Source organism: Capnocytophaga sputigena (assembly GCF_002302495.1).
GTDB classification, from domain to species: domain Bacteria; phylum Bacteroidota; class Bacteroidia; order Flavobacteriales; family Flavobacteriaceae; genus Capnocytophaga; species Capnocytophaga sputigena.
This window is the reverse complement of sequence record NZ_CP022379.1, coordinates 1,141,107-1,154,450: the sequence shown is the minus strand read 5'-3', so window position 1 is coordinate 1,154,450 and position 13,344 is coordinate 1,141,107. Positions and strand designations below refer to the sequence as shown.

Sequence of the window (13,344 nt, the reverse complement as noted above, 5' to 3'; positions counted from 1 at the left end):
GTTGGGGGGCTACCTTACTTGTTCGCTGAATTTATCACTCATTCCGCAGGTCTCAAGGAGCTGGGCGAGGGTTTTGTCCATTTCAAAAAGGGCTTGGTAGCGTTTGATTTTAATAGAAGCCAAATAAAGGTTGGCATCGGCTACATCGGTGGAGGTGGAGAGACCTTCGGCAAAAGCTTTGTCGCGGGCACGTACGAGCTCTTCGGCAAAACGCAAACTCTCTTCTAAGCTGAGGTATTGTTCGCGTTGCTTTTCAATCTCGGTGTACTGTTTTTTCACTAAGGTTTGTACGTCTTTTTCGGCTTGTGCAGTGATGAGCTCTACACTCTCACGCATTGCTTTGGCTTGTGCTATCTTGTTCTTGTCCTGCAAACCGTTGAAGAGATTCCACTGTAACCCTACACCCACTACCCAGTTATCGGGTTCGGTTAAGGGGAGATTTTCACTCCACAAGTACTTTTTGCCAACTACGGCTACATCGGGCAAATAAGCGGCTTGTTGTGCTTTTACACTTTGGGTAGCCATTTGGGCTTTCAGTTTGGCTTGCACAATCATAGGGTAGTGCTCTTTGGCTTGCTGTTGGTAGTACTCTAATGATTGAAGAGGGGCTACTTCAAAAAGTTCGGTGGTGAGGGCAGTGAGTGGTTGCTCGGTAGTACCCATTACACCATATAGAGCCGTTTGCGCTAATTGTATATCCTTTTCGGCAGCCATTACCTCACGCTGAGCATCGGTAACGGCTTTTTTAGCTTGTAAGACCTCTACCGAAGCTATCATTCCGTTCTTTTCGAGCTTTTGAGCGTTTTCGTAGTGATGTTGCGCTGTTTCAAACGACTGTTTTCTCACCGCTAAGGCTTTTTGAGCTAACTGTACTTGAAAATAACGCTCAGCCAACTCACTAATGAGGGCATTTTCGGTTTTTTTGGTTTCTACAGTAGCTATTTCGGTGTTGAGCGCACTCACACGATTGCCTACGCGCACCTTTCCGCCAGCAAATAACACCCATTTGGCATCGGCGCTTACTTTCCAGATGTCCTGTTCTTGGAACTTATAACGCCAATCTTGGGCAAAAAGAGGTTGCACCCTGCCGAGTAGCGGGGCAAATAGCGGACGCATAGGAGCGGGTACTTGGGTGGCAAAGCCTTGCAAACCGTTTTGTATGGGTGCTTTATAGTCGTTGAAGCTGAGGTAGAGAGGGTCGGCGAGGTGCATATAGCTCGCATTGACACTCAATTGGGGCAAGTATAGCCCGCGGAACGACTTGCGGTTATAATCGGCAGCTTCGGTTTGTTTTTCAATGCCTTTGAGTTTTTGATTGCCTGAACGCATTTGACTAAGAGCTTCGTCGAAAGACAGCGATTGCGCTTGTAATGAAGCTGTTAGCCCTATTGCGAAGAGGCATAGTAAAGTGTATTTTTTCATAAAAGAAAATATTTTATTTTGATGGGGCAAAATTACAGCGTTTTTCTGAGGTAGAAGAATAAATAAAGTAGAATGTTTTTAAGATAGATTAAAAAAGGTGTTAGGGGTCAGGTATTAGGTGTTAGGACAGGGGCTAACAACTAACTTCAATGCTTTTTGAGTGGCTTCAGTAATTTTAAAGCGATCGTCCAAACGCTTTCCTATAACCCATACAATGTCTTCCCCGCTGCACAATATCCATTGGTTTTCACGTGCTAACTGACTGTATTTTTCATCAATAAAAAACTTGCTGAGTTTCTTCTTTACTCCCAGACCTATGGGATAAAAAAAGTCACCCGCTTGTTTTTGTCGGAGGATGGGGGGAGCGGAGAGTTTATCGGCATCGATAAAGGCAATATTGGGGTCGCCTTTAGTGAGGTTGAATGGGGGAGTAAGTTCCTCATAAGTAAGCGTAGGAGGAAGACTTTCAGCTGTGAGTTCTTTTAGCCAAGCACCTTTACTATCTTTCACAAGAGAGTGAGTAGCCGAAAGAAGTTGTTTGCCCGCTTCAGCATTGAAGAGGAGATTTTTTAGGTCTTTTACATTGCCAAAACCATAAGGATAGAAGAGTTTGTGAAGCACCAAATCTATTTCGGGGGCTGTTTGTAGTTTTTGGGTATTTACAAATATAGGTTGGGTGCCTTCAAAACAAGATTTTCTCCATTCTTCTATATAAAAATCAATAAATCGCGCCGATTGATGTAAATATTCTTGCGTTTGGTTGAAATTCTCTAAATAATTAGGGTGTACCAGAGCCATTTGTGGAATTATCTCGTGCCGAATGACATTCCGCACGTATTTATTGCTCGCATTACTGCTGTCCTCACGCCATTGTAGTTCGTGAGCTTCAGCATAATTGTATATCTGTTGGCGCGACCATTGCAGTAGCGGACGCACAATTTTATCGGTTTGCTGTGGTATACCTAACAGTCCGTCCAAGCCACTGCCACGCGAGAGGTTTATCAAAAAAGTTTCGAGGTTATCGTTTGCGTGATGTGCCGTAGCAAGGTCATCGCAATGATGTGTTTCTAATAGCTCATAAAACCACTCATAGCGCAACTCACGGGCAGCTAGTTGGGTGTTAAGTTGGTGTGCTTTCGCATACTCTTTAGTGTCAAAATGCTTTACTTCCAGTGGGATGCCGAGCGTTTTAGCAAAGTTGCGCACAAAAGCCTCATCGCCATCGCTTTCCTCTCCACGCAGTTGGAAATTGCAGTGGGCTAACAATAATTCAGTACCGTGAGAATGTAGCAAATGCGTGAGTACCACGCTGTCAATACCGCCACTAATAGCGAGGAGTATTTTTTTATTTTTTAGTTCATTTAGGGTGTTCATAGGGCAGTTTTATCAACATTAGTATCTTTTTTACCTCTTAACTAACCCCAAACCTCGCACTGGTATTCAGTTTTCCTATCAAACTTTTTGCTACCTCACAAGGGTATGCTTTTTTTCTATATTGGCGGATAGGCTGTATCCCCACTATGCTATTCGTAAAGAAAAGCTCATCAGCTTTTTGGAGTTCAAAAGGCGAAATAGAAGTCTCTACCACCTCGTAATCTTTGGTTTTACCAAGGGTTTTGATGAGCATCTTGCGGGTAATACCATTGAGAGCGCCGTCGGTGAGAGGGGGAGTTTTGAGGATATTGCCATTTACTACAAACAAATTGCCGTCGAGCATTCCTGCAATACTCTTGTTGCTATTGAGCAAGATACAATTCTGATAGTCGTTTTCGTCGGCAAAAATGCGTCCTAATACATTCACATTGCGGTTGAGGTGATTTACATTAGCAAGCAAATCGGGCTGTACGAAGAAATCTTTGAAGAGCTCTACCTCGTAGGGTTCTTCACTGAGTGTGTAGAAAGGGTTTTCAATAACTTTGGTTTCGATGAGATAGTCAATTTCATTAGAAGTCCCCTCTTTGCGGAAGATACTCAATCGCACTTTGGCAGGTTTGGCTTCTATACCATTAGCTTTGATGAGGTTGAGTATTTCTTCTTCAAGGTATTCCATAGAGAAGCTCATTGGGATATTCATACGCAAGATGCGCATACCCGCCATTAGGCGTAGGTAGTGTTCTTCCCAAAAGATGAGTTTTTGGTAGCTGTATTTACAAAGGTCGAACACGCCATCACCATAGCGGAAGGCGCGGTTGTGGATGGTGAGAAAAGAGTCATTCTCACTGATAATATTGCCGTTATAATTAATCTTCATTATTACTTTTTAAAGTCTAACACCTGAAACCTAACATCTAATTTGCACCTATTTTAGCTTTGAGGTCAGCTATTTGCAGTATCCATAATTGTTTAGCTTCTTCAATTTCATCGGTAGGGGCAAAATCGGTGATGGCAAGAGATACCTCTTGAGTGAGGTCGTTCACTCTAATTCTAATTTCAAAATAAGTAGTAGCCTCTTCATCTTCTTTCCAATGAAAACGAATGTGTTCGTCTAATTTTTGGCGTAGTAGTTGGGCAGTTTCTTCAATGCCATTCCACACAAAAGTATAGGTGTCCTCGTCTGCACGTACATCATCGGCGTACCACGAAGCGAGCCCTGCTGGGGTAGAAATGTACTGGTAAATCAGTTGAGGTGAGGCATTTACAGTCACTTCCAATTGATATTTTTCTTTTGTTTGCATAGGCGATAGCAGTTTATTGGGCGCAAAGTACAACATTTTTTTGAAATAGCAAAATTTTAAATAGTTAGGTGGTAGCCGATAGTTGTAAAAACTATTTTATTTGTCATTACTTGTTAGTTGATAATTTATTTGTATTTTTGTGGCTAAATTTGTTAATTTCTCAGTATAAAAGTAGTAATTTCTAAACAATGAACAGGCAATTTGTAAAATGGATGAGCATTTTTCTGCTCTTACCCTTAGGAAGTATCGCTCAAAATCTCCCTTATGATACCCCTGCTTTCAAGGCTATTGAAAAAAAACTCAAAATCAATAAACGGCAGGTTTATTGGGATTTCTATACCACACAAATCGTACAAGGCGACTCTCTAAATCAGCTTATTGCTTTTCCACTTGTTAAAAGGGAACAAGGTGCTATGAAATTAGATTTGTACGTGATAAATTATCACACGGCTAAACAAAAAATAGAATCTTATTACAAAGGTGAAAATCAATGGACTATATCCGAAGATACCTCTTTGCGAGGCTTAGAAATAGTGCCCACCCCTCAGCAGCTCAACAGTAAAACGTCCGCTTATCAACTTAGAGCATTCTTTTCCAATAGTGTACGTTACAACCCTACAGGAAAGGAAGAGTTGATTTGGTTGATATCCAAAGGTAAGGACTTTCATAATATATTCACTGCCAATGTGATGAGTTATTCAGGGAAGATGGAAAGTAGTGAACTTAGCAATGGGCATATCCCTTGCAATGGCAATAAAGAAGAAATTACCAGTCATTTTAGTATTTTGCCTCACAAAGTACACGGTTTTTTTGCCCTGATGGAACATCGTACTACCAAGCAAATGCGTATAGTTCCTGATGCTGAAGGCTTTTGTACTGAAGAACTTTCAAACCAGCAAGAGGCGATGATAGAATGGCAATACAACAAAAAAGAAAAACACTACAAACCTAATTAGCAGGTGAGTAATTGGCAATTTGCCAAATTATTACTAACTTTGCCGGCTCAAAAAAGACTAATATCATTATGCCACGTATATATTATAGAGAAAAGAAATTACACGATATTCCCCTGAAAAACGAAGTTATTACTGTTGGTTTATTTGATAAAATCATAGAACTTAGTGCCTTTATCCCCGAAGATGCGCTCCAGATTTTTGAGCTCCCTCAAAAGAAATCTACCTTTACTTTTTGGAAAAACGATAAGCCTTTTAAATACGCTGTTGTTTGGAATACTGATAAGCCTCATACTACTTATGAATATGGGGATTTCTACCTCCCTAAAGCTATCGTTTTCTTCGATGTGAAAGATGCTTATTTCCCATCTGATTACTACTTTATAGTAAATATCGACGGACAGTTAGAACTCGGCTATAGCCGTGCAGGTGCCAGTACCGCTTGGTATGAACAACCTCAATTGAGGCATAAAGTTACTAGCCCTAAAATCATTAAACGATTTGAAAAAAGCATTCAAGCTCTTCATAACTATTTAACAAAAAATCAATAATGGGTTTTGTCGCTACTATCCCCTTTTGGGCACTCTGTATAATAGTGGGACTCTATTTTTTCAAAAGAAAACCCAATAACAACTTGCGCTACAGCAGTCCGCGCTATATGCCTGAAAAGCGAAAGCAGTATATCGCTAAATTAAAGAAATACGTAGGGGTAGTATCAGTATCTATAGGGATATTATTTTGCCTAACTTTTTCCTCATTTCTACTTTTAGAGTTGTTGGATACGCCTCATTCTTTTTATGAAAATTTATTTCTCTATACCCAGCAACATCCTTTTATAATCTACCCTACTGTAGCAGGATTTTTGGGATGGTGTCTAGCCCTATATTTTTATGATAGTCGAAATATTAAATACTTACAAAAGTTATTAGAAGAAATGAGTGATGCTGATTATGAGCGTTTCACCCAAATGATGCAACTGATGAACTTCGCCCAACGCTATTCGCCTTTTGTGGTGATTTGCCAAGGGAAAGCCTACTTTATGTCAAATCTTAGTGAGGGAATTCTGCTTACCAATATAACACACTTAAAATGGACGTATCGCTCAGAGCGTCACAGTCGTTCAAAAAAAGGTAATACGCTAATAGAAGAAGCTCATATTTATACCCGCCAACAACCCAATACCCCTATTACTGTAACGATGCCCAAAGAGCAATACCGCTTTTTAGAGCGCGCTTACCGCGAGGTGAATTGTTAATTATTAATTGTTAATTGTCAATTGTTTTGTACCTTTGCCGCCTGAAATTATAGTCAATTGAAGATGGTTGGCAATTTTTTTGTTGCTACACTGATAATCACTCTTTTTTTTTAGGTATGTTGTAGGAAAGCCAGCGATAGCTGGGTATGTGCTGCAAACGCCCATAGCAATAAAACTTTTAGAACATTCCCATTACCCAATTGACAAATCAAAAAATCAACAAATCAACAAATCGACAAATGTTTACAACAGAATATGATGTGATAGTAGTAGGCGGAGGGCACGCAGGTGCCGAAGCTGCTGCTGCTGCTGCCAATATGGGCGCACAAACCCTCCTTATTACTATGAACCTCCAACATATAGCCCAAATGAGCTGCAACCCCGCTGTGGGGGGCATCGCCAAAGGACAAATAGTGCGTGAAATCGATGCGCTGGGTGGCTATATGGGTATTATTACCGATAAAACGGCTATCCAATTTAAGATGCTCAACCAGTCCAAAGGACCTGCAATGTGGAGTCCGCGCGCTCAGTCCGATCGTATGCGCTTTTCCGAAGCGTGGCGCTTACAGTTGGAAAGCCTCCCTACTCTTGATTTTTTCCAAGGTATGGTAAACGACCTGCTTATCGAAAAGGATAGGGTAGTGGGGGTACGCACTTCTTTAGGGGTTACTATCAAAGCCAAAAGTGTGGTGCTCACCAATGGTACTTTCCTCAATGGGGTGATGCACATAGGGCTTAAACAGTTTGGTGGTGGTCGTGTAGGTGAACCTGCTGCTCACGGACTTACCGAGTGTCTCGTACAACACGGTTTTGAAGCTGGTCGTATGAAAACTGGTACACCACCGCGTGTAGATGCCCGCTCTCTCGATTTCAGCAAGATGATTCCACAACCAGGTGATGAGCATCCTCAAAAATTCTCTTTTTCTTATGAAACCCAACCTCTTGCTGTACAAAAAGATTGTTATATGACCTACACCAGCGAGCGCGTACACAATATCCTTCGTACGGGTTTTGACCGCTCGCCTATGTTTCAAGGAATTATACACGGCGTAGGACCTCGCTATTGTCCTTCTATCGAAGATAAAATCAACCGTTTTGCCGATAAAGAGCGTCACCAAATATTCGTAGAACCCGAAGGATGGCATACAGTTGAAATGTATGTCAATGGTTTTTCAACCTCTTTGCCAGAAGAAGTGCAATATGCTGCCCTTAGTCAGGTAGCAGGCTTTGAGAAAGTGAAATTCCTTCGCCCTGGTTATGCAATTGAATACGACTATTTTCCACCTACCCAACTCAAACATACACTCGAAACAAAACTCATAGAAAACTTATACTTCGCCGGACAAATCAATGGAACTACAGGCTATGAAGAGGCTGCCGCTCAAGGACTGATGGCGGGTATCAACGCCGTACTAAAAGTGCGTGAACGCGAGCCTTTTGTGCTGAAACGCGACGAGGCTTATATAGGTGTACTCATCGACGACCTTATCACCAAAGGTACCGAAGAGCCTTATCGTATGTTCACCTCACGTGCCGAATACCGCACTTTGCTCCGTCAGGATAATGCCGATAGCCGCCTTACTCCTCTGGGGTATGAAATAGGTACGGTAAGTGAAGAGCGTTACCGCGCTTGGGAAACCAAAAATCGCAAAGTAAATGAGTTCATTACCTATATAAAAGAATTGAGCGTTACCCCCGACGAAGTGAATCCTATTCTCGAAAAGTACGATTCATCACCAATGAAACAAGGTGATAAACTCCAAAAAGTACTCTCACGCCCCGATGTAACCCTCGCCGATTTCGAGTCTATAGAACGCATTGCAAGCTATATAAAGGAAAATGACCTTAATGAAGAAGAAAAAACTTGTGCTGAAGTAGAAGTTAAATATGCAGGTTATATAGAAAAAGAACGCAATAATGCCGATAAACTAAACCGTTTAGAGAGCGTGCGTATTCCCGATAATTTTGATTACGACAAAATCATTTCTCTCTCTTTCGAAGGACGTGAAAAACTAAAGAAAATACGCCCTGCAACCCTTTCTCAAGCCTCTCGTATCAGTGGTGTTTCTCCCGCCGATATTAGTATCCTATTGATATATATGGGAAGATAAATTATTGCTAATTTAGGATTATTCAAAATAATTTTCGTACCTTTGCCTCCGTTATTCTAAAAACAGAGATACGATAATGTTTTTATCACCTAAATATATAATCCTTTTGCTCACTTCTTTTTGTGCAACTCAACTCTTCTCTCAACCTGTAGATGAAGAAGTTACACAACTCAGTGAGGTTGTGCTCACAGGGCAATCACCTATCAAGCAAGTGCAAAAAGCAGCTTACAACGTGGTTGCTATCGAAGCTCAACAGCTCCGCAATCTCAACAGCAATGCTGCCGATATGCTTGCCCGTGTATCGGGAGTGAAAATGCGCGAAACCGGTGGGGTAGGGGCAGAAGCGAATATCAACCTCAATGGTTTTACCGGTCGTCATGTGCGTATCTTTATCGATGGGGTACCTATGAACGAAGCGAATGCCTCTTTTCGCATTAACAATATTCCCGCTGAACTTATCGAACGTATCGAAATCTACAAAGGTGTGGTACCTGTTACTTTTGGTGCCGACGCTCTTGGGGGCGCTATCAATGTGGTAACGCGCAAAAGCCGATACAGCTACGGCAATCTGTCCTATACTTTTGGTTCTTTCAACACCCATAAAAGTACCTTAAATCTCGGGCAATTCCTCACCGATAACATCAGTGTAGAACTCAATGCTTACCAAAATTACTCCGATAACAGCTATAAAGTATTTACTGAATATCTCGATCTCCAAACAGGTACTTACTCTAAAGAAAAACGTTGGTTCAAACGCTTTCACGACCGTTATCACAACGAGGCTATCATAGGTCGCGTGAATATCTTCGATGAAAAATGGACTGATAAACTTTCTTTTGCCCTCAATTATAGTCAAGAGGATAAACAACTCCAAAATGCCAACCTAATGCAAAAAGTATTCGGGGGTAAGTACCGCAAATCTCATAACTATTCATCTTCAGTAGAATATGAGAAAAAGAATATCCTCAACGGTCTCTCTTTCTTCCTTACAGGGCGTTATGATTTTACCACCACTCAGAATGTAGATGAAGAAGCTCGTCGTTATAGCTGGACAGGTGAGTATGAACCAATGGTTACTCGTGGTGAGTCGCAACTTCAGAATACTATTTTTGAAGGTAAAACCGGCTATATCACTTCTCACTTAGACTATCAACTCAATGAAAAACACTCTTTTCAACTCACACACACCTTCAGTAATTATACTCGGCGTAACAAAAATATGCTCATTACCAACTATACCCTCGATTCCGATTTTATGAGGCGCATCAATGAGAAAAATATTTCTGGATTCTCCTACAAGTTTACCCCTTCCGAGCGTTGGAATATATTAGCTTTCGGTAAATATTACAATACAGCTGTAACAGGTCCAGTGATAATAAGCGGTCAAGGAAGTCGCGCTGTATATGAAGAAGAAACTCATCACACTCAGGCTTGGGGGTATGGTGGGGCGACTACTTATCAGCTGTTAAAAACACTACAAACCAAAATTTCTTACGAAAAGAGCTTCCGTCTACCTACTGATAATGAACTCTTTGGCGATGGTGATTTAGAAATTGGTAACTATAAACTCAAACCCGAGAACAGCAACAACCTGAATGTTAATCTCTCTTATCAACCTGCGTTCAAAGCACATTCTCTCTTAGTAGAAGCAGGGTTTGCCTATCGTTATATTAAAGATTATATCATCAGAAGTATTATCAGTGCAGGAGCTAATAAAGGCTCTGCAGGAAGTCGAAATCACGGTAAGGTGCTCAATATGGGAGTTGATGCTACCTTGCGCTATTTCTATAAAGATGTATTTTCAGTAGGTGGCAACTTGTCCTATATGAACTTGCGCAACAAAGAAGAATTTACTGAAACGGGTCGCCCTTCGGCTATCTATAACGACCGTTTGCCTAATATGCCCTATCTATTTGGCAACGCCGATGCTACTTGTAATATAGGAAGCCTCATTGCTAAACACGACAAACTATCACTAAACTATAATCTCTTTTTCACTGAAGAGTTTTTTACCTCGTGGCAAAGTGAAGGAACAAAAATTAAAGTCCCTCGCCAACTTTCACACAATGTGAGCCTTACCTACTACACCCCTAATAAGCGTTTGAGTCTTTCAGTAGAAGCTAAAAATATCACCGATGAGCTGTTGTACGATAACTACAGCCTCCAAAAAGCCGGTCGCGCTTTCTATGCCAAACTCTCCTACCGATTCTACTAACCCCTAAAACCTAATCCCTGACCCCTGAAACCTAAAAATAAATATATGTATATCAATTTTCAAACATTCAAAAAAACGCTACTTGTAGGCTCATTAGTTAGCTTCGTAGCCCTTACGTCTTGCAAAAAAGACGATAATACTCCAGTTCCTCCTCCTTCTGCAGAAGGAGCTAACTTCTTTATCGATGCAGGAGGTGATCAAAATAGAACTCGTTATCTGTTGGTCGCTAAAAACGTAGAAAATGGGGAACTCCCTCTTTCTGCTAACCAAGAACAATTCAAAGAAGCTAATGGCTATTTCTGGCAGTTCAACAAGAACACTGCAGTAGGTCTATCCTATGGCTTTAGAGGAGCTGGTATCGGTATTTCTTACGAAAAAACAGCTCAAGGTGTAAAACATCTTACTGATTTTGACGTAGCCGAACGTGCCACTACTTTTGGTTTCTTCAGTGATTATTGGATAACTGTAGTAGGCGGACAAGAATACGAAGGCAAAAAGGACGGTGCAACCTTCAACTTCCGCAATGCCAACAATTATACCAAAGCTTTTAGCAAAACTATCCATACAGCAAATCTCCTTCCTGAGATGAACACCTCCTCTTCTACTCAAGAAATCGTGTCGTTTGCTGGTATCTTAGACAATGGTAACGGTGAGTTCTTCAGCGGTATGATAGTTTCTGATTACAAAGATGTGCAAGTAGCTCAAGGTTCAAGCACTGGTAAAATCCACAATCCCGATGTAGTATATGTAGGGGTACTCGATAAAGACTTGAACCTCAAACGTAGCTATAAAAGCGATAAGCTCAGCTATAGTGCAGGTCGTTTCAAATCTCAATATTTGTTAGAAATGGGTAAAGCCGATAATGGCGATGTATATGTGTTCTCAGGAGCAATTGCTAAGAATCCTCCTAAAGTAAAAGCTCCTCAAACCCCCGATGTTGCTTCAACAAAACCTGCAGGTGCTTTGCGTATCAAACAAGGAGCTACCGACTTTGATAGCTCTTACTTCTTTGATATTTCAGCAGTATCCGATAACGGAATCTTCCGTCGTGTATGGCATATCACTGGTAATAAGTTCTTGCTTGAGTTCTTTAATGATGCTTCAAAAGCTGCCCTCAACGTAGTAGATGTAAACCGCTTTGCTATTGTAGATATGGAAGCTAAATCCTTCAACTGGGTAACAGGACTGCCAGCTCTCTCTGATTTTGCCAATATGACATCAAATCCCGTAGAGCTTACTGTTTATAATGGTAAAGTCTATCTACCAGTAAATATAAAAAATGGTGACCCAGCTATTTATGTGATTGATCCCGCTACCAATGTAGCCACCAAAGGTCTCACTGTAAAAGGAGCTTCTTTCATCAACGCTATCGGTCACTTCAAATAATAAAATAAAGAGGCTGTCCAAAAAGTCTCAAGATCATTTTTGCGTCATTACACTTTGCCAAACTTTCTTGCCCGTACGGCTCGTACCTTTGGCAAAGTTGACTACTCTGATTATCAATAATTTTTGAAGTATGTTATGTACAGGCGTTTTGCAAACGCCCACATAAATAAAACTTTTCGGACAGCCTTTTTCCTATTTTTACTTTTCACGTTTCACTTTCTCCAGCCATTTCTCGGTATTTCTCAAATACTTCTCACTCGGCACAAACTTATAATGCAACCTTTTAGAAAGTGCCTCATACCGTTGCTGGATAATCGCAGGATTTTTCTCAATATCATTGCGGTCGATAAACATTTCTGCAAAAAGCCTCCGCATCAAATCCATATTCCCTATTACCTGTACCGTACCGTGATTCTCGTTGGGATACTCAACAAAATAAGTCTCCAAATTCTTAAAAGCCCCCTTTGCAGCCATTGCCTGCACCGACTCTATCGCCTCACGATGCCTACTGCGACCATTATTGCGCACCTTCTTCCCCGAATATGATAAATAGAATATCCGATGTTTAAAATCCTTTCCTTTATTCGCTTCGAACAACCGTTCTCCATCGTTTTTTCCCCACCATAAACTCGGGTCGTGTGCAATATAAGCATTAAATAGCTCCGTATGTTTGTTAAGAGCAGAAACCACCGCCAATCCACTTAATGAGTGACCTACTAAAATGCGAAAATCACTACACCTATATTGTTTTTTAACCAAAGGAATAAGTTCATCAGCCATAAATTGCCAAAAACGATCGCCATCGCTCCCAAAATCCCTTTCACGCTGAGTGTTTTCAATTCCAATGACAATCATTTCAGGCACATTAGGAATCCCCTGAGCCAGTTTTTCCATTAAAGTACTAAAATAGTTGAAATTTGTCTCCCCATCCAGCAGATACACCACTGGATAATCCGTTGCTTTCAAGGTAGAATCATAATATGAATCAGGCAAATACACACTTATAGAGCGTGTTTCACCTAATGTTTTAGAAGAAACCGATAATTGTTCACCTATACAAATAGAATTCTGCCCTATAGCAAAAGAGCAAGCAAATAACCAAAATATAAAAACTCTTTTCATTATTGATTTATATAAATAATTGTAAATTGTTAATTATAAATAGGTGCAAAGATATTAAAAAATATCAATTACTCAATTATTCACCCCTCCTAGTCCCTCCCACCTCTCCTAGTCCCTCCGAGTTTCTCCTAGTCCCTCCCACAGCTCCCACAGCTCCCACAGCTCTCATCACTCCCACTGCCCCCACCGCTCCCATCCCTCCCAC

Annotated in this window: 11 protein-coding genes; 6 read left to right on the top strand and 5 right to left on the bottom strand. The window is 41.0% G+C overall.

The genetic code is table 11. The features are described 5' to 3' along the window. Positions 1-9: 9 nt before the first annotated feature. The 4 genes from CGC57_RS04940 to CGC57_RS04925 form a co-directional block, all read right to left on the bottom strand. Positions 10-1,422 (bottom strand): TolC family protein, encoded by a 1,413-nt coding sequence (locus CGC57_RS04940; protein ID WP_095898211.1) that lies wholly within the window; start codon positions 1,420-1,422, stop codon positions 10-12. A gap of 114 nt (positions 1,423-1,536) precedes the next feature. Then, complete coding sequence (gene tilS / locus CGC57_RS04935; RefSeq protein ID WP_095898210.1) at positions 1,537-2,796, bottom strand: tRNA lysidine(34) synthetase TilS; 1,260 nt, start codon at positions 2,794-2,796, stop codon at positions 1,537-1,539. A gap of 37 nt (positions 2,797-2,833) precedes the next feature. After that, positions 2,834-3,673: an aminotransferase class IV gene (locus CGC57_RS04930; protein ID WP_095898209.1), complete on the bottom strand. Its 840-nt coding sequence runs from the start codon at positions 3,671-3,673 to the stop codon at positions 2,834-2,836. A gap of 37 nt (positions 3,674-3,710) precedes the next feature. Continuing rightward, the gene (locus tag CGC57_RS04925) at positions 3,711-4,097 is read right to left on the bottom strand and encodes an START-like domain-containing protein (protein ID WP_095898208.1); all 387 of its coding nucleotides are present in this window, start codon (positions 4,095-4,097) and stop codon (positions 3,711-3,713) included. Between the two features lie 188 nt (positions 4,098-4,285). Here CGC57_RS04925 and CGC57_RS04920 point away from each other — a divergent pair, with 188 nt between their 5' ends. The 6 genes from CGC57_RS04920 (at position 4,286) to CGC57_RS04895 (ending at position 12,017) form a co-directional block, all read left to right on the top strand. Beyond that, entirely contained in the window at positions 4,286-5,053 is a 768-nt protein-coding gene (locus CGC57_RS04920) for a hypothetical protein (protein ID WP_095898207.1), read from the top strand. 68 nt (positions 5,054-5,121) lie between these two features. Continuing rightward, positions 5,122-5,601, top strand: a complete 480-nt coding sequence (locus CGC57_RS04915) for a hypothetical protein (protein WP_095898206.1) — start codon at positions 5,122-5,124, stop codon at positions 5,599-5,601. After that, complete coding sequence (locus CGC57_RS04910; protein ID WP_095898205.1) at positions 5,601-6,305, top strand: signal peptide protein, YSIRK family; 705 nt, start codon at positions 5,601-5,603, stop codon at positions 6,303-6,305. The genes CGC57_RS04915 and CGC57_RS04910 overlap by 1 nt, the downstream gene beginning before the upstream one ends. A gap of 239 nt (positions 6,306-6,544) precedes the next feature. Continuing rightward, positions 6,545-8,416: a tRNA uridine-5-carboxymethylaminomethyl(34) synthesis enzyme MnmG gene (mnmG, locus tag CGC57_RS04905; protein WP_095898204.1), complete on the top strand. Its 1,872-nt coding sequence runs from the start codon at positions 6,545-6,547 to the stop codon at positions 8,414-8,416. A gap of 76 nt (positions 8,417-8,492) precedes the next feature. Further along, on the top strand, positions 8,493-10,631 hold the full coding sequence (locus tag CGC57_RS04900; protein WP_095898203.1) for a TonB-dependent receptor: 2,139 nt from the start codon (positions 8,493-8,495) through the stop codon (positions 10,629-10,631). A gap of 45 nt (positions 10,632-10,676) precedes the next feature. Then, positions 10,677-12,017 (top strand): DUF4374 domain-containing protein, encoded by a 1,341-nt coding sequence (locus CGC57_RS04895; RefSeq protein ID WP_095898202.1) that lies wholly within the window; start codon positions 10,677-10,679, stop codon positions 12,015-12,017. 198 nt (positions 12,018-12,215) lie between these two features. Here CGC57_RS04895 and CGC57_RS04890 read toward each other — a convergent pair whose 3' ends face one another. After that, positions 12,216-13,139, bottom strand: a complete 924-nt coding sequence (locus CGC57_RS04890) for an alpha/beta hydrolase (RefSeq protein WP_095898201.1) — start codon at positions 13,137-13,139, stop codon at positions 12,216-12,218. Between the last annotated feature and the right edge of the window lie 205 nt (positions 13,140-13,344).